Origin of the sequence: Clostridium sardiniense (assembly GCF_050584765.1) — a bacterium.
GTDB lineage: Bacteria > Bacillota > Clostridia > Clostridiales > Clostridiaceae > Clostridium > Clostridium sardiniense_A.
In genome coordinates, this window is record NZ_JBNOOR010000001.1 from 91056 (window position 1) to 114871 (window position 23816).

Annotated in this window: 26 protein-coding genes and 1 riboswitch; of the genes, 20 read left to right on the forward strand and 6 right to left on the reverse strand. The window is 29.0% G+C overall.

Annotation, left to right across the window (positions count from 1 at the left end):
* Window positions 1–54: 54 nt before the first annotated feature.
* The 3 genes from prfB (at window position 55) to ACQPUW_RS00470 (ending at window position 2048) form a co-directional block, all read left to right on the forward strand.
* Window positions 55–1162 (forward strand): peptide chain release factor 2 gene (gene prfB, locus ACQPUW_RS00460; RefSeq protein ID WP_430835547.1). Its coding sequence is split into 2 segments (ribosomal slippage): window positions 55–120 and window positions 122–1162, totalling 1107 coding nucleotides; the frame shifts between segments, so codons are not numbered across the junction.
* 194 nt (window positions 1163–1356) lie between these two features.
* Window positions 1357–1833, forward strand: coding sequence for a hypothetical protein (locus tag ACQPUW_RS00465; RefSeq protein WP_430835548.1), 477 nt, complete (start codon window positions 1357–1359; stop codon window positions 1831–1833).
* Between the two features lie 8 nt (window positions 1834–1841).
* On the forward strand, window positions 1842–2048 hold the full coding sequence (locus ACQPUW_RS00470; protein WP_430835549.1) for a helix-turn-helix domain-containing protein: 207 nt from the start codon (window positions 1842–1844) through the stop codon (window positions 2046–2048).
* Window positions 2049–2104: 56 nt separating this feature from the next.
* Here the strand turns inward: ACQPUW_RS00470 and ACQPUW_RS00475 are convergent, their stop codons facing one another.
* Both ACQPUW_RS00475 and ACQPUW_RS00480 read right to left on the reverse strand, forming a co-directional pair.
* On the reverse strand, window positions 2105–2671 hold the full coding sequence (locus ACQPUW_RS00475; RefSeq protein ID WP_430835550.1) for a manganese efflux pump MntP family protein: 567 nt from the start codon (window positions 2669–2671) through the stop codon (window positions 2105–2107).
* Between the two features lie 173 nt (window positions 2672–2844).
* Window positions 2845–3438 (reverse strand): metal-dependent hydrolase, encoded by a 594-nt coding sequence (locus tag ACQPUW_RS00480; RefSeq protein WP_430835551.1) that lies wholly within the window; start codon window positions 3436–3438, stop codon window positions 2845–2847.
* A gap of 259 nt (window positions 3439–3697) precedes the next feature.
* Between ACQPUW_RS00480 and ACQPUW_RS00485 the strand changes: the two genes are divergently transcribed.
* From ACQPUW_RS00485 to ACQPUW_RS00510, 6 genes are all read left to right on the forward strand, one after another.
* Window positions 3698–4636, forward strand: coding sequence for an iron-hydroxamate ABC transporter substrate-binding protein (locus ACQPUW_RS00485; protein ID WP_430835552.1), 939 nt, complete (start codon window positions 3698–3700; stop codon window positions 4634–4636).
* 76 nt (window positions 4637–4712) lie between these two features.
* Window positions 4713–5726 (forward strand): FecCD family ABC transporter permease, encoded by a 1014-nt coding sequence (locus tag ACQPUW_RS00490; RefSeq protein ID WP_430835553.1) that lies wholly within the window; start codon window positions 4713–4715, stop codon window positions 5724–5726.
* Window positions 5727–5729: 3 nt separating this feature from the next.
* On the forward strand, window positions 5730–6743 hold the full coding sequence (locus tag ACQPUW_RS00495; RefSeq protein WP_430835554.1) for a FecCD family ABC transporter permease: 1014 nt from the start codon (window positions 5730–5732) through the stop codon (window positions 6741–6743).
* Between the two features lie 31 nt (window positions 6744–6774).
* Window positions 6775–7563, forward strand: a complete 789-nt coding sequence (locus ACQPUW_RS00500; protein WP_430835555.1) for an ABC transporter ATP-binding protein — start codon at window positions 6775–6777, stop codon at window positions 7561–7563.
* Window positions 7564–7817: 254 nt separating this feature from the next.
* Window positions 7818–9224: a cation:dicarboxylate symporter family transporter gene (locus tag ACQPUW_RS00505; RefSeq protein WP_430835556.1), complete on the forward strand. Its 1407-nt coding sequence runs from the start codon at window positions 7818–7820 to the stop codon at window positions 9222–9224.
* A 21-nt stretch (window positions 9225–9245) separates the two neighbouring features.
* On the forward strand, window positions 9246–9674 hold the full coding sequence (locus ACQPUW_RS00510; protein ID WP_430835557.1) for an RrF2 family transcriptional regulator: 429 nt from the start codon (window positions 9246–9248) through the stop codon (window positions 9672–9674).
* A 106-nt stretch (window positions 9675–9780) separates the two neighbouring features.
* Here the strand turns inward: ACQPUW_RS00510 and ACQPUW_RS00515 are convergent, their stop codons facing one another.
* Complete coding sequence (locus ACQPUW_RS00515) at window positions 9781–11136, reverse strand: M28 family metallopeptidase (protein WP_430835558.1); 1356 nt, start codon at window positions 11134–11136, stop codon at window positions 9781–9783.
* Between the two features lie 81 nt (window positions 11137–11217).
* Window positions 11218–11550, reverse strand: coding sequence for a hypothetical protein (locus ACQPUW_RS00520; protein ID WP_221861128.1), 333 nt, complete (start codon window positions 11548–11550; stop codon window positions 11218–11220).
* Between the two features lie 165 nt (window positions 11551–11715).
* Here ACQPUW_RS00520 and ACQPUW_RS00525 point away from each other — a divergent pair, with 165 nt between their 5' ends.
* From ACQPUW_RS00525 to ACQPUW_RS00570, 10 genes are all read left to right on the forward strand, one after another.
* Window positions 11716–13875, forward strand: a complete 2160-nt coding sequence (locus ACQPUW_RS00525; RefSeq protein WP_430835559.1) for a Tex family protein — start codon at window positions 11716–11718, stop codon at window positions 13873–13875.
* 160 nt (window positions 13876–14035) lie between these two features.
* On the forward strand, window positions 14036–14599 hold the full coding sequence (locus ACQPUW_RS00530; protein WP_430835560.1) for a hypothetical protein: 564 nt from the start codon (window positions 14036–14038) through the stop codon (window positions 14597–14599).
* 256 nt (window positions 14600–14855) lie between these two features.
* A complete protein-coding gene (agaB, locus tag ACQPUW_RS00535; protein ID WP_430835561.1) occupies window positions 14856–15332 on the forward strand; it encodes a PTS galactosamine transporter subunit IIB in 477 nt (158 codons plus the stop codon).
* A 66-nt stretch (window positions 15333–15398) separates the two neighbouring features.
* Window positions 15399–16166 carry a PTS N-acetylgalactosamine transporter subunit IIC gene (agaW, locus tag ACQPUW_RS00540; RefSeq protein ID WP_430835562.1) on the forward strand — a complete coding sequence of 256 codons (768 nt, stop codon included), beginning with the start codon at window positions 15399–15401 and terminating at the stop codon, window positions 16164–16166.
* Window positions 16156–17013 carry a PTS system mannose/fructose/sorbose family transporter subunit IID gene (locus ACQPUW_RS00545; RefSeq protein ID WP_430835563.1) on the forward strand — a complete coding sequence of 286 codons (858 nt, stop codon included), beginning with the start codon at window positions 16156–16158 and terminating at the stop codon, window positions 17011–17013. Before agaW ends, ACQPUW_RS00545 begins: the two co-directional genes overlap by 11 nt.
* A gap of 237 nt (window positions 17014–17250) precedes the next feature.
* A complete protein-coding gene (locus ACQPUW_RS00550; protein WP_430835564.1) occupies window positions 17251–17979 on the forward strand; it encodes a GntR family transcriptional regulator in 729 nt (242 codons plus the stop codon).
* 81 nt (window positions 17980–18060) lie between these two features.
* Complete coding sequence (locus tag ACQPUW_RS00555; protein WP_430835565.1) at window positions 18061–19224, forward strand: SIS domain-containing protein; 1164 nt, start codon at window positions 18061–18063, stop codon at window positions 19222–19224.
* 23 nt (window positions 19225–19247) lie between these two features.
* On the forward strand, window positions 19248–19685 hold the full coding sequence (gene agaF / locus ACQPUW_RS00560) for a PTS galactosamine/N-acetylgalactosamine transporter subunit IIA (protein ID WP_430835566.1): 438 nt from the start codon (window positions 19248–19250) through the stop codon (window positions 19683–19685).
* Window positions 19686–19714: 29 nt separating this feature from the next.
* Complete coding sequence (locus ACQPUW_RS00565) at window positions 19715–20572, forward strand: tagatose bisphosphate family class II aldolase (RefSeq protein WP_430835567.1); 858 nt, start codon at window positions 19715–19717, stop codon at window positions 20570–20572.
* Between the two features lie 84 nt (window positions 20573–20656).
* On the forward strand, window positions 20657–21970 hold the full coding sequence (locus ACQPUW_RS00570; RefSeq protein ID WP_430835568.1) for a class II D-tagatose-bisphosphate aldolase non-catalytic subunit: 1314 nt from the start codon (window positions 20657–20659) through the stop codon (window positions 21968–21970).
* Window positions 21971–22038: 68 nt separating this feature from the next.
* On the opposite strand, the gene ACQPUW_RS00575 is transcribed toward ACQPUW_RS00570, so the two are convergent.
* Window positions 22039–22410, reverse strand: coding sequence for a NifB/NifX family molybdenum-iron cluster-binding protein (locus tag ACQPUW_RS00575; RefSeq protein ID WP_430835569.1), 372 nt, complete (start codon window positions 22408–22410; stop codon window positions 22039–22041).
* A gap of 1 nt (window position 22411) precedes the next feature.
* Window positions 22412–22780: an ArsR/SmtB family transcription factor gene (locus tag ACQPUW_RS00580; RefSeq protein WP_430835570.1), complete on the reverse strand. Its 369-nt coding sequence runs from the start codon at window positions 22778–22780 to the stop codon at window positions 22412–22414.
* Between the two features lie 151 nt (window positions 22781–22931).
* Window positions 22932–23050, forward strand: a riboswitch (FMN riboswitch).
* A gap of 129 nt (window positions 23051–23179) precedes the next feature.
* Here ACQPUW_RS00580 and ACQPUW_RS00585 point away from each other — a divergent pair.
* Window positions 23180–23761 carry an ECF transporter S component gene (locus ACQPUW_RS00585; RefSeq protein WP_430835571.1) on the forward strand — a complete coding sequence of 194 codons (582 nt, stop codon included), beginning with the start codon at window positions 23180–23182 and terminating at the stop codon, window positions 23759–23761.
* Window positions 23762–23816: the final 55 nt, after the last annotated feature.

A 23816-nucleotide genomic window follows, 5' to 3' on the forward strand; every position in this document is an offset into this window, starting at 1 on the left:
ATCGTTATCTTTAAGATAACGATGCTTTATTAAAATTAAGATAGAGGTGATTATATGAAAATAGAACTTGAAAAAGCATTAGCTAAAATGCCAAGTTTAAAATCAAATTTAGAGGAAATGAGGGCTTCACTTTGACAAAGAAGCCTTAGAGAAACAAATAATAGAACTTGACTTAAGAATGCAAGAGCCAGGATTTTGGGATGATATAAAAAAAGCTGAAGAAGTAACTAAAGAGAGTAAGTTCTTAAAATCTAAACTAGAAAGATTTGAAACTTTAGAGACAAAGGTTGAGGACATAGAAGTTCTAAATGAAATTATGGAAGAAAATGATGAGGAATCAATAGATGAGATAATTTCAGGAGTTAAGTTCCTAGAAAAAGAAGTTGAAGATTATAAGATAGAGATGCTTTTATCAGGTGAGTATGATAAAAATAATGTAATATTCACATTACATGTTGGTGTTGGTGGAACTGACGCAAATGATTGGACAGAAATGCTTTTAAGAATGTACACAAGATGGTGCGAAAGAAAAGGATTTTCTGTGGAAACTTTGGATTTAATTCAAGGTGAAGAAGCTGGTGTTAAGAGTGTAACTTTAAGTATAAAGGGCGAATTTGCATATGGATATCTAAAAGCAGAAAAAGGTATACATAGATTAGTTAGAATATCTCCATATAATGCAAATGGAAAAAGACAAACATCATTTGCATCTGTTGAAGTTCTTCCGGAGCTTACAAAAGATCAAGATATAGATATTAAATCTGATGATTTAAAGGTTGATACTTATAGAGCAAGTGGGGCTGGTGGTCAGCATGTTAATAAAACAGAATCAGCAGTTAGAATAACACATATTCCAACTGGGATAGTTGTGCAGTGTCAAAATGAGAGAAGTCAAATATCAAATAGAGAAACTGCAATGAATATGCTAAAATCTAAGCTTATAGAACTTAAGGATAGAGCTCATAAAGAAAAAATAGAAGATTTAACAGGTGAGCTTAAAGATATGGGATGGGGAAGTCAAATAAGATCTTATGTATTCCATCCATATAATATGGTCAAGGATCATAGAACCGGTGAAGAAACTTCAAATGTTCAAGCTGTTATGGATGGAGAAATAGATTCATTTATAAATGCGTATCTTACAAGTGATTTAAATATATAGTATTAACTATTATGATTTAGATAGTATAGTTATTATAAAAGGATATAAGAATTGTTTAAAAGGTATAGATATTTTATCTATATCTTTTTATTTTAGTTAATAAATAAATATCGAATGACAATAAAAATATATTGAATATAATTGAGAAAAACTGTAATATATATAATATAAAGTAAATTAAGAGGAGAGAAAATATGAGATATTTAAAGTTAACTACTATAATAATTAACTTAGCCATATTAGCTTTAGGAGTTATGATAATTGGAGGAACTATTAATTTATTTAATGATTTTAATAAATTAAACAATGAAGTAATTTTATTTGCTTTTACTAGGTTTGTTATTTTAATAGGATTGTTTATAATATTAATTAAGATAAAGGTACTAGTTAAAAATATTAATGATAAGATTATATTTGCAGATAAGAATATAAAGATTTTAATTACTATATCTAATATTTTATTTATAATGGCTATATCAACATATTTCATAAGAAATGATAATACATCACTTCAAATATTAGCGTTTGGTGGATTTGCTATTAAGTTTGAAACTTTATTATTAGCATCAATTGGATTAATTGCTAGAATAATTGGAGATGTATTTAATGAATCCATAAAGATAAAATATAAATCCGAGGAACTAGAAGAAGAGAGCAAATATACAGTATAGGTGAATGTATGATAATAACAAATTTAGATGTAATGATGGCAAAGAGGAAAATAAGCTTAACAGAACTTGCAGAGAGAGTGGGTGTTACCCAAGCAAACCTTTCTATTCTTAAGAATGGAAAAGCCAAAGCTATAAGATTCTCTACCTTAGAGGCTATATGCAAAGTATTAGAATGTCAACCTGGAGATATTTTAGAATTTAGAGATGATGAATAACTATAAATAATAAAAGACTTAGAATTATAATATTATAATTCTAAGTCTTTTATTATTTATATGAAGCTTTCATATATTCCTAGAATTATAAGTAATATACTAGATGCAGCAGGCGCATATTTTCCAAGTAATTTTCCAAGGAAACTATGTCCTAGCCATGATCCAGCAAAAATACTTATTGAGGTTATAATAAAAGTAAATATTGTAGAATAAAAGATACTTATTCCTGTTATACTTGCGGAAATTCCTACTCCTAAATTGTTTACTGTAAGAGCAAATGCAAGAGGAATTGTTTCTTTTAATTCTATAACTCTAGAACCGTTAGAATCTGCCTTTAAGAAATTGTTAGATTCTTTATTGCGTATAGATTCAATTAAGAACCAAATGCCTATTAAAACTAATGCTATTCCTCCAATAAAGTTAGATATACTATTAGGTATTATATTAGTTAGTAACTTACCAAATAGCATAGATAGGAAGGTTCCAAGTGTAGTTATTAAAGCAATTAATAGATTACTTGAAATAGGTAACTTTATTTTATGCATACCATAGGAAATAGATACTGCAAATGTATCTAAATTAGATGATATGGATAGGATGAAGGCTGATAAAAATTGCTGCATATAAATTTCTCCATTTTATTGTTATATTATTAGTATATTATATTGCAATAATATGGACATAAAAGTAGCAATAAAATGAATATTAAGTGAAAATATAAAAGTAAGTCTATTTATAAAATATAAAAATTTCGGATTTATTAAATTTAGATTAGAAAAAGGGCTTTAAAGCCCTTTTACTTTCCAAAATTATTTAAATTTAAATGGTTTAATATATCTAGATGAAATATATTATTAGCTATTAAATATATATTATATAATATGTAAAGCGAAATTATAAATTTTAAAAATCTATTGAAATTCTTTTCTCCATTAGAGTTAGTTTTAATAAAAAATACATTAAAATTAACTTTGCAAGGGTACAGCAATTCGATTCCTTCTTTTGTAAGCAAATCTAAAATCAAATGGGAAGCATAACCTATAAAAAATCCATAACACATACTTATAATTATAATATTATCATTACTTATAATTATAAAAAGTTTAAAAATTATATATAAAATAAGCATAGCTAATAAACTATGTGTAAAACCTCTATGTCTACAGCGTTTTCCAAAAATCTTAGAGATAAAAGGATGCCTTTTACTAATAAAAGAACTTTTCATATCTATATCAGGGAATAATGATCCAATATGAGAAGTATAGAAAAAAATTACTATTGATAGCAATCCATAGCTAATACTATAGTGAATCAAATATTTTGTTATAAATATATTTAATGTAATTAGAGCAATTAAAAATCCTCCAGATGAGTGTGTTTGTTTTGTCATTTATTTTGCACCTTTTTTTAGATTATATTATTAAATATTAAATACATTATATATTAATATGTGCATTAATTAAATCTTATTTTGTTAACTCTTTTAAAATTTAATTATGATATAAATTTTTAGTTGTAAAAATATACTATTAAAATTTTAGCGAAAATATATTGACTGTCACTAATATATATAATAAAATCAGATTGCAAAAGAAATTGAAAATTATTATCAGTTAAATACATAAAATAATAAATTTAAGGAGAGCAATATGAGAAAATTAAAGTCTTTATTATTAATTACAACAATGATGTTAACTTTTGGAATATTTGTAGGATGTTCTAGTAATAATTCTGAGTCTAAAGACAAAAATGAAACTAGAACTGTAAGTTCAGTAAAGGGCGATGTAGAAATTCCTAAAGATCCTAAACGTATAGTAGATATATCAGGAAGTAGTGAGGAATTAATCATATTAGGACATACTCCTGTAGGTACAGCTAATGTAGATTCATATGATACTAAAAATGTACCATCATACATAAAAGATAAGCTTGGAAATGCGAAAGTAGTAGGTCATTCAATGATGGATACTATGGATATAGAAGCAATCTTAAGCACTAATCCAGATTTAATAATAATGAGTCAAAGACAAGAAAAAATATATGATCAATTAAAAGATATTGCACCAGTAGTAATGATGAAAGATTACGGAAATGACTGGAAAGATAAACTGATTGATGTATCCAAAATATTTGATGAAGAAGATGTAGCTAATAAGTGGCTTGCAAGCTATGATGAAAAAGCTAAAAAAGTAGGAGAGGAAATTAAGGCTAAGAATAAAAATCAAACTTATTTGCCACTTCTAGCAACTTCAGGACAATTTATGGTATTTAGTGATGGTGGAATAGGGTCAATAATGTTTGATGATATGGGACTTCCAAAGCCAGCTGATATGCCAAAACAAGATAATATAACACTACCAACTGTAACAATGGAAGGTTTAACTAAAATAGATGCTGATCATATTGTAGTTATTGCAACAGAGGCAGATAAAAAAGATTTATCAAAGAGTAAAGTGTGGAATAATACAAGAGCAGTGAAAGATGGAAATGTAACAATACTTAATTCTAGTCCATTCTTCAGTCAGTCATATAATCCTATTGGAAGAGAGATGTTATTAGAATCAATTAAAAGTGAGCTAATAAAATAGTATGTTATTTAATAGGTGTGAAGTAATTAATTATGTTTTCACACCTATTATTTTATTTGATTAGGAGGATTATTAAATGGGCAATTCAAATAAAAAGGCTAGAGTTTATATATTTATGTTGCTATCAATAATAGTACTAATACTTGGAATAGGATTGTCTATATCAATAGGGGCAAAAGATATAAGTATACAAACAATAATAAAAAGTCTATTTATAAGTTCAAATGACGTAAATATCAATATAATTAGAGAAGTTAGGATACCTAGAGCTATTGCAGCTGCATTAGTTGGAGGTTTCTTAGGCGTTTCTGGAGCTATAATGCAAGGGGTAACTAGGAATCCAATAGCAGATCCGTCAATAATGGGAATTACTCAAGGAGCTACATTTGCAATAGCAATTGCTCTTGTATTACAGAAAGTTATGCCTAATATAGTGATAGGTAGTTTTGGACTTATAATATTTGCATTTTTAGGAGCAAGTATAAGTGGAGTTTTAGTATATTTTATAAGTTCTAGAGTAAATAGAAAGATAGATCCAGTAAAGCTTGCACTTGCAGGAACAGCTCTTGGAACATTACTAATTTCTTTAGCAACGGGAATAGCTATGTACTTTAATTTATCTAAAGAATTAAGCTTTTGGATATCAGGAGGTTTAGTTAGTGCTAAGTGGGAAGGAGTTCAATTACTATTTATAGTTGGAATGATTGGAGTTATTGCAGCTATTGTAATGGCGCCTAAGATTACAATCCTAAGTTTAGGAGAAGAAGTTGCTATAGGTCTTGGTCAAAAGACTAATGTTGTTAGAGGAATAGCTATATTTATAGTTATAGTTTTATCTGGAGCTTCCGTATCAGTTGCAGGGAATATTGTATTTGTAGGTCTAATAGTTCCACAAATAGTAAAAGGAATAGTAGGGGCTGATTATAAATATATAATACCTGGTTCTTTATTCTTAGGAGGTATTTTATTAGTTTATAGTGATATATTAGCTAGAATGATAAATCCACCATACGAAACTCCAATTGGATCTCTTACAGCACTTATAGGAGTTCCTATCTTTATATATCTTGTTAGAAAGGGGAGTAAATAATTCATGAAGTCTTACAAAAAAAATAAAACCTTCTTTATAGCAATGATATTATTAGTATTAATAATTATAACTATCTTAGTTAGTTTAAATATTGGATCATTTAAAGTAGGTCCATTAGATGTAATTAAAACGTTAATAGGACAAGGAACTAAAAGTGATGAGATTGTAATAATGAACTTGAGACTTCCAAGAATAGTCATAGCAATATTAGTTGGAACAGCACTAGCAGTAGCAGGTACAATTCTTCAATGTGTAACTAAAAATGACCTAGCAGATTCAGGTATATTAGGTATAAACTCAGGGGCAGCATTATTTGTTGTAATGTACATATATTTTATGAATGGTAATGTATATGATGGAATAAGTGATCTAACTATATTTACTATGCCTATTGTTGCATTACTCGGAGCTATATTCGGAGCATTTTTAATTTATATTCTATCATGGAAAAAAGGAATAGAATCATCAAGATTACTTTTAATTGGGATAGGAATAAATATTGCATTTACATCTATGCTTACTATATTCCAATTAAAGTTTACAACACAAGAGTTTAATAGAGTAATGGCATGGACGTCAGGAAGTATATGGGGAACTAGTTGGAAGTATGTAATAGCTGTATTACCATTTATAGTAATTTTCACTTCAATAGTAATATATAAATCAAGATATTTAGATATATTAAACTTAGGTGATGAGATATCTACAGGTCTTGGTATAACAGTTGAAAGAGAAAGAAGAAAGCTTCTTATATACTCAGTAATCTTAGCTGGAGTTGCAACTTCGGTAGCTGGAAGTATTTCTTTCTTAGGATTAATTGCACCTCATATAGCAAGGAAATTAGTTGGACCTAGACATAAAAATTTAATTCCTATATCAGCGTTGTTTGGTGCTTTAATTATACTTATAGCAGATACAATATCTAGAAATTTACTAGCACCTATAGAAATACCAGTGGGAATAGTAATTTCAATAATAGGAGTACCATATTTCATTTATTTAATGCTAGTTGATTAGAGTTAAGATACTGAAAGGAGAATTCACACATATGAGCTTAATAACTACAAAAGATTTAAATATTTCATATGGAAATATAGATATAGTAAAAGATTTAAACTTAGCTATACCAAGAGGAAAGATAACAACAATTATAGGAGCAAACGGATGTGGAAAATCTACTATATTAAAAACATTAGCAAGAATACTAAAGCCTAAAAGTGGTGAAATATATATAGACGGTACTGAAATAAATAAGCAAAGCTCAAAAGAACTTGCTAAAAAGATGGCAGTATTACCTCAAAGTCCTAAAGCGCCAGATGGATTAACTGTAGAAGAACTTATAGCTTATGGAAGGTTTCCGCATCAAAAGGGATTTGGAAATTTGAATAAAGAAGATAATGATATAGTAAAATGGGCATTAGAGGCTACCGGTATATCAGAATTTAAAGATAGAACTATGGATGCGTTATCAGGTGGTCAAAGACAAAGAGCTTGGATAGCTATGGCTTTAGCTCAAGAAACAGATATATTATTGTTAGATGAACCAACAACATATTTAGATTTAGCCCATCAGTTAGAAGTACTGAAATTATTAGAAAAGTTAAACAAAGAACAAGGTAGCACAATTGTTATGGTAATACATGAACTTAATAATGCTGCAAGGTTTGCAGATCATATGATAGGTGTTAAAAAGGGAAGAGTTGTGTGTGAAGGATCACCTAAAGAAGTTATGACAAACGAAAATCTTAGAGAAATATTTAATATAGATGCACAAATAATAGAAGAACCAAAGAGTGGTAAGCCTGTTTGTGTAACTTATGATACTATTAAAAATTAGGTCTTACGTATACAGAAATATAAGAGACATAGTTATTAATCAATTTAAATTAGTTGATTAATAACTATGTCTCTATTTTATATACCTATTTTACTACTGAATCATATAGTGTTAATTAATAACTATATATCTATATTTTATTTAAATAAATTAAAAAAATATATTAATTATTGACACATTTTCATTAGGAAGTTATTATTATAATAATAAAACCTAGTAAATCTATATGAATAATATAAAAAGGGGGATTAATTATGAATAGTACATTTTTTTCAGATTTTCTTATGATTACAGATTTTAAAACAATTTTATTTATTTTATTTTTAATAGGGGTATTTTTTATTATTAAAAAGCTTGAAAAGAATAAGTCTAGTTTTTCAAAACGTATGATAGTAGCGACAATACTAGGGCTTGTTCTTGGAGGAATTATACAGGGTGTTGCTGGTTTCCCAGATAGTCCAGATAAGATATCTTGGGTAAATGAAACAGTGAAGTGGTACGGACTAATTGGCTATGGATTTATGGACTTATTAAAAATGCTAGTTATTCCATTAGTTTTCATATCAATAATAAAAGTTATTACTGATATGAAAAATGGAGAAAATTTAAGTAAGCTTACTGTTAGAACAATACTTGTATTACTTTTAACAACAGCAATTGCAGCAATAATTGGAATTATTGTAGGAAACTTATTTAAACTAGGGGTGGGGCTTGAAGTTATGAATTCAACTTCAGAGATGAAGGAGGTAACTTCAATAATTGATACAATAAGAGGTCTATTACCATCAAATCCAATTAAGGCCATGGCAGAAGGAAATGTAGTTGCAGTAGTAATTTTCGCAGCATTTATTGGTATTGCTATGAAGAGACTATCAAAGAAGCATCATGATAAGATAAAGCCAGTTGAGGATTTAGTTGAAGGATCATATAAGATAATTGTTAGTATTGCTATGACAGTAATAAAATTTATGCCATATGCAGTTATTCCACTATTAGCTAATACAATTGCAAGTAAAGGTCTTGCAGCAATACTTGGAGTTATTAATTTTATTGGGGCACTTTATGTAAGTATAATATTAATGTTTATAGTACATCTTATAATAGTTGCATTAAATGGACTTAATCCAATTAGATATGTGAAAAATGTTATGGAGCCATTAATACTTGCATTCACTTCACGTTCAAGTCTTGGAACGCTACCAGTTACAATAGAGACATTAACAGAAAAAGTTGGTCTTGAAAATGGAATATCAAGTTTTGTTGGTAGTATTGGAGCAAATGCAGGTATGAATGGATGTGCTGCTATATATCCAGCTTTAATGGCAGTTGCTATAGCTAATATGTCAGGAACACCTATGAATTTTTCATTTTATATAATGCTTCTTATAATAATCGTTATAAGTTCTGTTGGGATAGCAGGAATACCAGGAACAGCAACAGTTTCAGTATCAGTTGTTATTTCTGGTATGGGAATGGGAAGTTATTTTTCTTTAGCAGGTGGAATACTTGCTATAGATCCAATCCTTGATATGGGACGTACAATGCTTAATGTAAATGGGACTATGGTTACAGCCATCACTGTAGGAAATAGTTTCAAAGCTATTGACAAAAATATTTTTTATGGAGAGAATAGTAACCATGGAAATAATCAAAGCAAATAGCTTTTAAGGAATGGTGATTATATGAAAATTTCAACAAAAGGAAGATATGGATTAAAAGCATTGATAGATATATATATGTACTCTTCTTGTGAAACAGTAACTTTAAAGGCTGTTTCAAAAAGGCAGGATATATCAGAAAAATATTTAGAACAAATATTTTCTTCTTTAAGAAAAGACGGAATAATAGAAGGAAAGAAAGGTCCACAAGGCGGATATTTTTTAACAAGAGATGCTAGAACTATTACTGTTGGTGAAATTTTAAGAAGTCTAGAAGGAAAGTTAGTTTTAATTGATAATGAGAAAGAGAATAATCAACTTTCGGAATATCTTTATGAAAATCTTTGGGATGTTATAAACAAAAAAATTAATGAGTACTTTGACTCAATTACATTAGAAGAATTAGCTAATAATTATAAATATAGTATAGAAGATATAGCATATTATATTTAATTTTAGCAAACTATAAAATATTAGATAATAATTTATAGAAAAGGGCTGTATTATATCTGGCTTACTAAGCTAGTTATAACACAGCCTTTTTAAATTATATTATAATCTATTTCGCTCTTTTATGTTTATCTATTCTTTTTAGAATTGGATAACCAATAAACATTAAAAAGATAATGAATGAAACAGCATGAACTATATCATTAAATAATATTTTTAAAATTGGATTATAATTATTATCAATAATATATTTATTACATAGCTTATAAGCTGATGTTATTGCATCTTCAGAGATAAATTCTATCTTATCATCTGGAGTATGAATTCTACTTACATCACTATGAGAAATAGTAAGAGAATCAAATCCGTTATTAATAAAGCTAGCATGATCACTGGCATCTTCATATTTAGTGTTATATTCTAGGCCTAATTCTTTACATATACTTTCAAGGTCATTAAAAAGATCAGATTTAACCTCAAGAGATTTTTCGCCTCTCATAAATGTTACAGGATAGTCTGGGGCACCAATCATATCAAAATTTATAACCTTAGCATCTTTTAGAGTATCCTTATATTTTGATGCAAATTTATTAGAGCCTATAAGTCCAAACTCTTCTCCATTTAATCCAATAAAAATAATATCTCTATTGGGTTTTGGTAGAGTGGATAGATAACGAGCAAGCTCTAATAAAAATGATGCACCAGATGCATTATCAAGAGCACCTGCATATATATTATCTAAGCAATCGGCACCCATATGATCAAAATGAGCTGTAAGGATAAGTGGAGGAATATTACTATCCTTTCCTTCAATTTTACCAGCTACATTATAAACTTCTGTTGTCTTTAAAGTATAAGGAAGAGATATCGATATTTCAGAATTATTTTTTATAGCAGTTACTATTTCATTATATGTATCCTTTGTAATAGCTATGGCAAAAGATACTGGTGATTCATGTACAAAAGAACTTCTAAATTTAAAATTATCTTCCTTACTTACATAAAGTAAGAATAAATCTCCACCCTTTTTAAAAGATATAGAAGAGGGAAATATGTTTAAATTATCTTCAGAGGATAGTGTTACATCTGAAACTTTAAAATTAAGCATGTCCTCTTTAAAATCAGTACCATACTTAAACTTTTTCACAGTACTATCATCTTTCTTTATTTCAAGTGTTGGAACTTCATCATTTTTAAATGGAGCTACAACTTGAAAGCCTTGAGTATAGTCTTTATCTATAGGTTTAAGGTCTAATTCCTTAAATTCTTCAGCTATATAATTTGCAACCTGTTCATTTTCATTAGTTCCACATAGTCTACCGTTAAATTGTTCAGAAGATAAAAAGGCTATATCATTTTTAACATCAGTGGAACTAAAGTGATGAACAGTGCATCTAAGAACTAAGAAAAAAATAAATATTATTGCAGAAATAATAGTGCAAACTTTATATATTTTAGATTTCATTAACTTCTCCCATCAATAATTGTTATACTTAAGTTTATTATATGTTTATAATTATTATGATTAAAAGAAGTTGTGTTTAAGCTAAGCTTTTTTATAAAGCATATCTACAATAGCATATGATAGAGTAAATAAAAGACATATATACACGCTTAAATTAAGCTTTGAATTAATTATTACATAGATTCCACCAAATATAGCGCTAATTAGTATTATATAATTTATAAACTTATAGATGCCTGATTTTTTCCCGTTTATTACTGTAACTGATGAAATAATAATCAAAATTAATGTTAAGAATGAAAATGAATCTTTTAGCACTTTAGAAAATTGTATTATTTTAAAGTGATTAAATGTTAGTAATAAGATAAGTACTACTAGCAATAGAGAGATTAATTTTTCTATATATTTATTCATATCAAGACCACCTTTACTGGAAAATATTTACAATTTAAATTATACTAGAACTTAACATAATTACAATATGTAATAAAGAATTAATAAGCAAAATAACCCAAAAAAGTTTATCACGTTAGTGAAGAAGGGTATAATAAAGATATAACTAATTTTGGAGGTTTTAGGATGAATATCAATGAGAGATTAGCCAAAGAGCTTGGACTTAAATTAAGTGCAATTAATAATGTTGTTGAATTATTGGATGGAGGAAATACTGTTCCTTTCATTGCAAGATATAGAAAAGAAATGACAGGTGGACTTTCTGATGAAGTTTTAAGAAACTTAGAAGAAAGGTTAACATATTTAAGAAATTTAGAAGATAGAAAAGAAGCAGTAACTAAAATTATAGAAGAGCAAGGAAACCTTACAGAAGAGATAAGTATCGCTCTTCAAAAAGCTGAGACATTAACAGAAGTTGAAGATATATATAGACCTTTTAAACCTAAAAAGAGAACAAGGGCTACTATTGCATTAGAAAAAGGATTAAAGCCACTTGGAGAACTTATATTAAGTGGAACTTTTAAAGGTAACATAAATGAAGAGGCTAAGAAGTTTATAGATAAGGAAAAGGGAGTAGGAAGCGGAGAAGATGCAATTAAATGTGCATTAGATATAATTGCAGAAACTGTTTCAGATGAAGCGAAATATAGAAAGTGGATAAGAAACTTTGTGTTCAATGAAGGATTAATTGAAACGAAAGGTGATAGCACAGAACCAACTCCTTTTGAAATGTATTATGATTACAGTGAAGAAGTTAAAAAGATACCTCCACATAGAATACTTGCTATAAATAGAGGAGAAAAAGAAAAGGTTCTATCAGTTAAAGTAGTCTCAAATGAAGATAAAATAATAAATTATCTAGAAAATAATTTATTAAAGGGAAATAAAGAAACTGATGAATTACTAAAAGAAGCTATAAAAGATTCTTTAAAAAGACTTATATATCCTTCAATTGAAAGAGAAATTAGAAGTGAACTTACTGATAAGGGGGAAGAAGGAGCTATAAATATATTTAAGGAAAATCTTAAAGCTCTATTACTTCAAGCGCCTATAAAAGGTAAAGTTGTTATGGGATTTGACCCTGGATTTAGAACAGGATGTAAGGTTGCTATATTAGATAGTACAGGTAAATTCTTAGAAAATACTGCTGTATATCCAACAGCACCTAAAAATGATGTTCAAGGAACTAAAAATAAATTAAAAGAACTTATAAATAAATATGATGTTGACGTTATATCTTTAGGAAATGGAACAGCTTCAAGAGAGTCAGAAGAAGTTATTGGAGAAATGATTAAAGAGATAAAGGAAGAAAATGGAAAAGAAATAGCGTATGTAATTGTATCAGAAGCAGGAGCTTCAGTATATTCAGCATCAAAGCTTGCTACAAAGGAATATCCGGATCTAGACGTTACTGTAAGAGGTGCTATATCAATAGGTAGAAGATTACAAGATCCATTAGCAGAACTTGTTAAGATAGATCCGAAAGCTATTGGCGTTGGTCAATATCAGCATGATGTAACTCAAAAGAGATTAGAGGAATCCTTAAATGGAGTTGTAGAAGACTCAGTTAATAAAGTTGGAGTTGACTTAAATACAGCTACACCTAGCCTTTTAACACATATATCTGGTATAAATGCAAGTATTGCTGATAATATAGTAGCCTATAGAGAAGAAAATGGTGAATTTAAAACAAGAAAAGAACTTTTAAAAGTTAAGAGATTAGGTCAAAAAGCTTTTGAACAATGTGCAGGTTTCTTGAGGGTTATGGAAAGTAAGAATCCATTAGACAATACTTCAGTCCATCCAGAATCATATGACGCAGCTAAGAAGCTTATAGAGATCCTAGGATATACTATGGATGACTTAAAAAATAAAAACTTGATAGATATAGAAGATAGAGTTAAGTTAAGGGGATTAAGTAATCTTTCTAAAGAATTAGAAGTTGGAGAGCTTACTTTAAAAGATATAATAAAAGAATTACAAAAGCCAGGTAGAGATCCAAGAGAAGATATGCCAAAGCCTATACTAAAAACAGGTGTTATAGATTTAAAGGATCTAAAATCAGGAATGACACTTATGGGAACTGTTAGAAACGTTTCAGATTTTGGTGCATTTGTTGATATTGGAGTACACCAAGATGGATTAGTTCATAAGAGTCAAATGGCAAATAGATTTGTAAAGCATCCTCTTGATATAGTTAAAGTTGGTGATGTTATAAAGGTTAGAATATTAGAAGTAGATGAAAAGAGAAAAAGAATATCTCTTTCTATGAAGGAAGTAGATTAATTAAACATATTAATAAATTTATAAACTAATATTTTGCAGAAGGTATCTATACAATTGTATAGATGCCTTTTACTTTTATGAAAAAGGCTTACTTGTTAAATGGTAAAAAATGGTGATATAATATTTATTAATTATAAAAATATAGAAGGGGATGATTAAAATGAAGTATTTAGCAATTATTATTCTATTATTAATTATTACATTTGTATCTATGTTTGTTTTTAGCTTTGGGCTTAATAAAGGGAATGGGTTAAAATCCAATTTAAAAGTTACTGGTATGATGATGATAGTTACTTTGCCTATAATTTCTTTAGTTGGAGGAACTTTATTTTTAGCTTTTAAATTAGTTGAGACGGTATTACCAGTACAGATTGAAACCTTCGATATATTTACTATTTCAATTATTGGTGTATTCATCATATTTATTTGTGATTTAATAAGTAAAAAAATAATAGGTGGAGTAATGCCAATTATTCTCGCTAAAAAATATGAAGGTAAAGAGCTTAAAGAAAAAGAAATGATGGATATAATAAATGGATTACAAAAAAAAGTTAACTTACTTACACTTGGAATTATGTTTTTATCTAGTTTAATATTATATATGGGGCTTATGACACTTATATCAGTTGAGTTTACTGGTTTCTTTTTAATTATCATATCATTATTAACTTTAGTAAGTTATAGAATTTTCTTTAGAGGTAAGGGGATTGTGGAAAATCAATAAAAAGATTGTTAAAAAAAGATGTGCTATTTTTAGCACATCTTTTTTACTTTTAGTAATAATTAATTTGCATTAAAAATAAGTATAGTAATGTAAAAGGAAATCTGATATGAATTCCATTGATTATTGGAAGAAAATTACAAATAAATATTGACAATAAAATGGAAAACATTTACACTGGAATTAAGTGGTAATTACCACCGGTGATAACAAAAAATGTAATAAATTTTAAAAAATTATAGATAGTAGGAGGAGTATTATGCCAAATATATTATTGACAAGGGTAGATAACCGTTTAATTCATGGACAAGTTGGAGTAACTTGGGTAAATCATTTAGGTGCTAATTTAATATTAGTTGCAAATGATGAGGTATCAAAGGATCCGGTACAACAAAATTTAATGCAGATGGTATTACCAGATGTTATTGAAACAAGGTTCTTTAGTATTGATAAAACAATAAAGATAATCAATAAAGCAGCAGACAGACAAAAAATATTTTTAGTTTGTAGAACACCACAAGATGCTTTAAGACTAATTGAAGGTGGAGTTCCAATAGATAAATTAAATATTGGTAATATGCATTTTAGTGAAGGAAAAGAACAAATATCATCAACAGTTTCACTAGATGAAGATGATAAAAAAACTATAAGGAAAATAATAGACAAAGGAATAAAGGTTGAGGTTAGAAGAGTTCCTGACGAAAGAGTAGATGTTGACATAGAGAAGTTTGTTTAATTTGTTTTCATTTTATATTAATTCATATATTTAATAAAAATTTATTAAAAGGGGAGGACGAACTAAATGGTAGTAGAAGCGTTATTGATTGCTATTTGGGCTGGTATTGCTGGTATTGATATGTATAATGGATTAACACATATACACAGACCGATAGTAACAGGACCCATCGTAGGACTTATACTTGGTGATATGACAACTGGACTTATGGTAGGAGCTGCTTTAGAAGTTGTATTTATGGGGATGGTACCACTTGCTGGTGCTCAACCACCAAATGTTGTTATAGGAGGAATAATTGGTACAAGTGTAGCCATTTTAGGTAAACTTGATCCACAAGCTGCAATTGGAATAGCAGTACCATTTGCAGTAGCAGCACAAGCTGGAATAACTTTATTATTCACAGCATTCTCGCCAGTAATGCATACGGCGGATAAATATGCCGAAGATGCCAATACCAATGGAATTAGTAAAATTAATTACGCAGGTATGGCAGTATTATTTGTATCATATTTCATATGTGCATTCTTACCAATATACTTTGGTTCAGACAAAGCAGCTGATATAGTTGCTATGATTCCAGAAACTGTTATAGGCGGATTGACAGTAGCTGGTGGAATTATGCCTGCTATTGGATTTGCTATGTTACTTAAAATAATGCTTAAGAAAGAATATGTAGCTTTCTTAATAGTTGGATTTTTAGCAGTAACTTACTTCAATATTCCAATATTAGCGCTTGCTTTAATTGGATTATGTATAGCACTTTATGATTATTATGCAAGTAGTAATCATAAAGAAGTAGTTGTAGCAAAGGAGGAATATGAAGATGGCATCTAAAGTAGAGTATAAAAATGCAAATACAACTGTTGAATCAGATTTAGGATATAAAAATGCTAGCAGTGATAAGGTAATAACTAAAAAAGACTTAAATAAAATGGTTTGGAAGTCATTATTCCTTCAAGCATCATTTAACTACGAAAGAATGCAGGCATGTGGATGGTTATATGGTCTATTACCAGGACTTAAAAAGATACACACAAACAAAAAAGACCTTTCAGATTCTATGAAAGACCACTTAGAATTCTTTAATACTCATCCATTCTTAGTTACATTTATTATGGGATTAATAATAGCAATGGAAGAGAGCAAAGAGGATAGAAATACAATAAGAGCTATAAAGGTTGCAACTATGGGACCTTTAGGTGGAATAGGTGACGCATTATGCTGGTTAACAGCCCTTCCTATATGTGTTGGTATAGGAGCATCTATTGCAAGTGAAGGAAACATTGCAGGACCAATAGTATTCTTACTATCATTTAATGCTATACATTTCTTCTTAAGATTCTTCTTAATGAATTATGGTTATAATACAGGTGTTAAAGCTATAGTTAATTTAAGAGAACAAACTAAGAAGATATCACATGCTGCTTCAATAGTTGGATTAACAGTTGTTGGTGGACTTATAGCTTCAATGGTTAGTTTAAAGACTACTTGGGTTATAACAGCAGGTCAAGCTGAGGTAAAACTTCAAGAAGGTGTTTTAGATGCAGTAATGCCAAATCTATTACCTTTATTATATACTTTCGTAATGTATAAGTTACTTAAGAAAGGACATTCTCCAATAGCACTAATATTTGTAACAGTTATAATTGGTATAGCTGGAAGATGGATTGGAATATTATAAAATAAAAGATTTAAATGTTTAGTTAAGAAAAAAGCTTAAGCAATGATTTGCTTAAGCTTTTTTCAATAAACATGTGAAAAAAATACAACTGGTAATAACAAGTTTTCGATATATATAAAATTTTTGTTGCATAATGTGGCATATAATGATTATAATGAAATAGAAGAAGTATTTAGATAGTATTTTTTCAATATATTTTATATTTAATTTAATAAAATAATAGGATGGTAATGACAAGTGAAGGTTATAGATAAAAATTCTAGAATCCCGTTGTACTTACAGCTTATGGATATATTGATAGAAAAGATCAATAAAAGCTTAGGAGAAAATGAGCAATTACTTTCAGAAAGAGAGATTTGTGAAATTTATGATGTAAGTAGAACAACAGTAAGACAAGCCTTAGATGAACTTGAGAGAGATGGATATATATATAAGGTACATGGTAAAGGAACATTTGTTGCACCAAAGAGGGTAAATCAAGATTTAGTTTCATTTTATTCTTTTACAGAAGAAATGAAAAAGATTGGTAAGGAACCTTCATCACAAATAGTTGGTTTTGAGATTATACAATCAGGTGAGAAACTAGCAAGCAAATTTAGGATGAAGGAAGAGGATTTAGTCTACAAGATTATAAGAATTAGAAAAGCAGATAATGTCCCAATGATGTATGAAATAACATATTTACCATTTGAAAGATTTGAAGGATTATCAAAGGATCAATTAGAAGGAAGAGCTATGTATGATGTTTTAACTGAAGAATATAATACAAAGCTAACTTTTGCTGAGGAATACTTTGAACCAATTCTTACAAATAAACTTGAAAGTATATATTTAGAAATCCATGAAGGAGCGCCAAGCTTAAAGATAGAAAGATATACTTACGAAAACAGTAAGCTTATAGAGTATACTGTTGGAATAGCTAGAGGTGACAAATTTAAATATAGAGTTCAGCTGAAAAATAATTAAGTAAAGATAATAAAATTTAAAATAAAAAATTTTTAAAACAACTGGTAATGACAACATTAACAGTTATGGGAGGGTAAAAAAATGATTTTTGGATTTACAGAAGAAAGATTAAAAGAATTAGGAGCAGAGTTTACTGGAACTGAAATTAGACAACAACCAAAATTATGGAGAGAGACATATAGAATAATAAATGATAATAAAAATAAAATAGAAGAATTTCTAAATAAGAATATAACTAGTAATACTAGAATAATATTAACTGGTGCTGGTACTTCAGATTATGTTGGAGATTCAGTTTATCTTCATCTTGCAAAGACATTAAAGTTAAGAGTTGAAGCTATAGCTACAACTGATTTAGTATCAAATCCACAAGAATTTTTAGAAGAAGATACTAAAACAATATTAGTATCATATGCAAGATCAGGTAATAGTCCAGAAAGTGTTGGAGCTTATGATATATTCCAAGAAAACGTAAAAGATATAGCACAGCTGGTAATTACGTGTAATGAAAATGGAGAACTTGCAAGGAAATCAATGAAGAATGACAATGCTCTTTGTCTACTTATGCCAAAGGAGTCTAATGATAAGAGTTTTGCTATGACAAGTTCCTTTAGTTGTATGTTACTTGCAACACTTCTAGCATTTGATATTAAGAATTTAGAAGAGAACAAAAAATATGTAGATAGAGTATCAGATCAAGCAGATTTAATCTTAGACAATAAGTGGAGTGAAGTAAAAGATTTAGTAGATTTAAATTGTGAGAGAGTTGTTTATTTAGGCTCAGGTGCATTAAAAGGGTTATGCCAAGAGATGGCTCTTAAGAATCTAGAATTAACTAGTGGAAAAACAGTAACCGTTTGTGAGTCAGTTCTTGGTTTTAGACATGGTCCAAAATCAATAATAAATGATAATACATTAGTTATATTTATGAATTCAACTAATGAGTATACAAGCCTATATGATATGGATTTAATTAGAGAAATACATGGTGACGTAGGTAAGCATAAATTAGCTGTTATTAGCTACAAGAAGAATGATGAATTAAATTCACTTTGTGATAAATATTTAGAAATAGATGGACAAGAAGTTCCAGAAGTTTATACAGTATTTAACTATATGTTGTTTGGACAAATATTTGGATTATTTAGCTCATTACATCTTGGAATTTCACCAGATAATCCAAGGCCAGATGGAACTGTTAATAGAGTAGTTAAAGGTGTAATAATACACCCATATAATAAATAGTTAGTTATGAGAGGAGACTTCTTATGGTTGGAATAATAGTAACAGGACATGGCAATTTTGCATCAGGAATATTAAGCTCACTTAGGCTTATAGCGGGAGAACAAGAAAAGTTATTAGGGGTAGATTTTACAGATGATGATAGTACTGAAAGTTTAGAAGTTAAGCTTCAAGAAGCTATACAAGGTCTTGAGTGTGATGAAGTTCTTGTACTTTCAGATTTAGCTGGAGGGTCACCATTTAAAGTATCAGTTATGCTTAGTCAAAAGTTATCTAATAAGAATATAAGAGTTATTTCAGGAACTAATTTAGGGATGATACTTGAAACTTCTCTTTGTAGAGATGGAATGGGTGTAGATGATTTAGTAGATTTTGCAATGAATTCAGGCATAAGTTCAATAAAAGCTTTTGAACTTAAAAGTGTAGAAGAAGATGAAGATATAGAAGAATTAGATGGAATTTAAAAAATAATTACAGGAAGAGGGCAACTAAAATGGGAAATATTTTATCAACTAGAGAAATGTTAAAGAAAGCACAAAGAGAAGGATATGCAGTACCTGCATTTAATATTCATAATTTAGAAACGCTACAAGTTGTTATTGAGACAGCGGTAGAACTTAGATCACCAGTTATATTAGCTGGTACACCATCAACAATTTCATATGCTGGCGGAGAATATATTGTAAGCATGGCTGAAGTTGCTGCAAAGAAGTATGATATACCAATTGCTATACATTTAGATCATTTTGAAGATGTGGATGCAATAAAGCATTATGTTGATATTGGATTTAAGTCAACGATGATTGATGCCTCTCATGAGACATATGAAAATAATATAAAGATAGTAAAAGAAGTAGTGGATTATGCACATAAGTTTGATGCTACAGTTGAAGCAGAACTTGGTAGGTTAGGTGGACAAGAAGATGATCTTGTTGTAGATGAAAAGGATGCTATGTATACAAATCCAGATCAAGCAAAGGATTTTGTAGAGAAAACAGGTATAGATTCATTAGCAGTTGCTATTGGAACAGCTCATGGATTATACAAAGGTACAGCTAAACTTGATTTTGAAAGATTAAAGGAAATTAGAGAAAAGGTAGATGTACCTTTAGTATTACATGGTGCATCAGATGTTCCAGATGAATTAGTAAAGAAAGCTATATCACTTGGTATATGCAAGGTTAATGTAGCAACTGACTTAAAGATACCTTTTTCAAATGCTGTAAAGAAATACTTTATAGATAACCCAGAAGCTAATGATCCAAGAAAGTATATGACACCTGGTAAAGAAGCTATGAAAGCTATAGTTGCACACAAAATAATGGTATGTGGAAGTAATAATAGAGCTTAATTAGATTATTAAATTAATCAAGGAGTAAGGCAATAGATGAATATGTCAAAGTAATAATATAGATTAATAAAAAGAGGTGAAAGAATGGGACATCCTATTTATGAAATAGTAAAAAGATATAAAAGTGGAGAAAATGTGGGAATATTTTCAGTATGTTGCTCAAATCAGTATGTTATTGAAGCAGCAATGAGTAGGTTAAAAGATACTAATATGCATCTACTAATTGAATCAACTGCAAATCAAGTAGATCAGTTTGGTGGATATACTGGTATGAAGCCTAAAGATTATGTTGATTATATTTATAAATTAGCAGAAGTTAATAATTTTCCAAAAAGTAGAATTATTTTAGGGGGAGATCATTTAGGACCACTTACATGGACTAAATTAGATCCTAAAGAAGCTATGGAAAATTCAAAGGAATTAGTTAGGGAGTATGTACTTGCAGGGTTTACTAAGATTCATTTAGATACAAGTATGCCTATAAAAGGTGACTTAGAATCTGGAAACTTTGGAGATGAGATAATATCAAAAAGAGCTGCAACACTTTGCAAAGTTTGTGAAGATGCTTATAAAGAATTACTTGAGATAAATAAAGATGCTATACACCCTGTTTATGTAATTGGAAGTGAAGTTCCAATACCGGGAGGGGCACAAGCTGAGGAAGAGGAAGAAGAGGGAATAGCAGTAACTAAGGTTTCAAACTTTAAGACTACAGTAGAAACTTTTAAAGAATCATTCAAGAATGAAGGTTTAGAGGAAGCGTGGAACTATGTAGTTGGAGTTGTCGTTCAACCAGGTGTTGAATTTAGTAGTGATCATGTATGGGGCTATAATAGGGATAATGCAAAAGAGCTTACAGAGGCTTTAAATGATTATGAAAATTTAGCATTTGAAGCTCATTCTACTGATTATCAAACTCCAAAGGCTTTAAAGGAAATGGTGGAAGACGGATATATAATTTTAAAAGTAGGACCAGCTTTAACTTTCGGATTTAGAGAAGGTGCATTTGCTTTAAATGCCATGGAAAATGAACTTTTAAAGTATAATCCAGATTTAGAACTATCAAGATTTATGGATGTATTAGAATTTAACATGATAAAAGATCCAAAGGATTGGGAGAAGCACTATTCAGGAAGTAGTGAGAAAATTAAGTTTGATAGGAGATATAGTTTATCAGATAGATGTAGATACTATATGCCAAGAGAAGATGTTAATTTTGCATTAGACAAAATGCTTGATAATTTAAGTAAAGTAGATATTCCAATAACGTTAGTAAGCCAATTTATGCATACTCAATATAAAAAGGTGAGAGATGGAGTTTTAGAGCTTTCAGCTAAAGAATTATTAAAAGATAGAATAGGCGAATATATAGATGACTATATATTTGCTACAAAATAAATTATGATATAAATAAAAGAACGGAAATGAAACTAAAAAAGGATTCATTTTCGTTCTTTTACTTTTAATTAATGATGACCGCAGTTATGGCCAGTACATGAGTTTGAAGGGCTAAATTCAAGTAATTTATTATCATTAAAAAGACTTATATTTTCTTTTAATGAAGTAGGATTTGCTTTAAATACCTTAACCCCCATAGAATTTAATTTGTTAATAGCACCAGCACCAATACCAAGTACAAGTACTACATCTATATCAGCACCACCTATAGCTTTTATTGGTTGACATTTACCATGCTCATGGTTTAAATCTCCGTTATTTATGGCAGTAACATCATTTGTTTTAGTATCTACTACTAAGAAAAATGGAGCAGATCCGAAGTGGTTATAAGGAACACTTTCTAAGCCATCATTTTCTTTTACAGGAATACAAATTTTCATTTTAATTTCCCCTTTCACAATTTGATTTATTACATCTTTTAGAGCAATTTTCTTTTCTCTCACATTTAAAGTCTAAGAAATTAAGATCATTTAATATAACAACCTCAGGGTCTTTAAGACTATCTGTAAAATTAATTAAATCATCCAAAATCTCATTATTAACTGAATAATGAATAAAATAACCTTTTTTATGACCTAATATAATACCAGAATCCTTCAAAACTTTAATATGCTGAGAAACAGCGGCTTCCGATATACCAAGATGTCTAGATATACCTTTAGCACATACATTTTTTCTAGCAAGTAAAAATAGAATTTTTAGTCTAGTTTCATCGCCAAGAGCTTTAAAAAGTTTAACTATATTATTCATAGGTACCTCTATTTTTTTTTAGTTAAGTAATTACTTAATTAAATTTTACTACTTAAAGAATATAATATCAAGATGAAAAGTAAAATTATAGTATAAATTTTATTGACAGTTTTATAACGAAAGTGATATTATTTAATTGTAAATTAAATTAAGATATCTTCAGGGCGGGGCGAGATTCCCCACCGGCGGTAAAGCCCGCGAGCTAAGTTTTTAGCATGATTCGGTTAGATTCCGAAGCCGACAGTATAGTCTGGATGAAAGAAGGTAAAATATTAGTATTTTAATGTAGAAGCTATATGCCCTGATATATTTATAAGTATATCAGGGATTTTTTATTTCTAAATTATAAATACTAATACTTACCCACCAAAGGAGATAATTTGGGGGAGGAATTATAAAATGACATCAAATTTAAACAAAATGGTTAAAATTTCATTATTAACGGGTATTGCATTTATACTTATGTTTATTGAGTTTCCGGTGATACCAATATTCCCATGGCTTAAAATGGATATAAGTGACGTACCAGCACTTATGGGAGCATTTGCCTTTGGACCACTTGCAGGAGTTTTAATAGAATTCTTAAAGGTTACTATGAATTTCTTATTAAGTGGTAGTTCAACAGGTGGAGTTGGAGAGGTTGCAAACTTTATAATTGGAGCATCATTTGTAGCACCAGCAGCATTTATCTATTGGAGAAATAAATCAAAGAAAAGTGCTGTATTAGGAATGATATTTGGGATAATCATAATGGAAGTTGTAGCAATTATAGCTAATGTATACTTCTTATTACCGGTATATGGTATGAATATGGCTCCAGCAGAACTTATGCAATATGTAACAGTAGGATTATTACCTTTCAATGGAATAAAGGGGATTGTAATATCTGTATTAACATATGCTATATACAAAAAGGTGTCAGTTAGTATATTTAAAGTTGAGCCAAATTTCGGAAGTAATAGTAAAGGTAAAATAGCATAATAGAGAATGATTTAATTATTAAAAATTATAGATATAAAAAATTAGAGGTATAGTT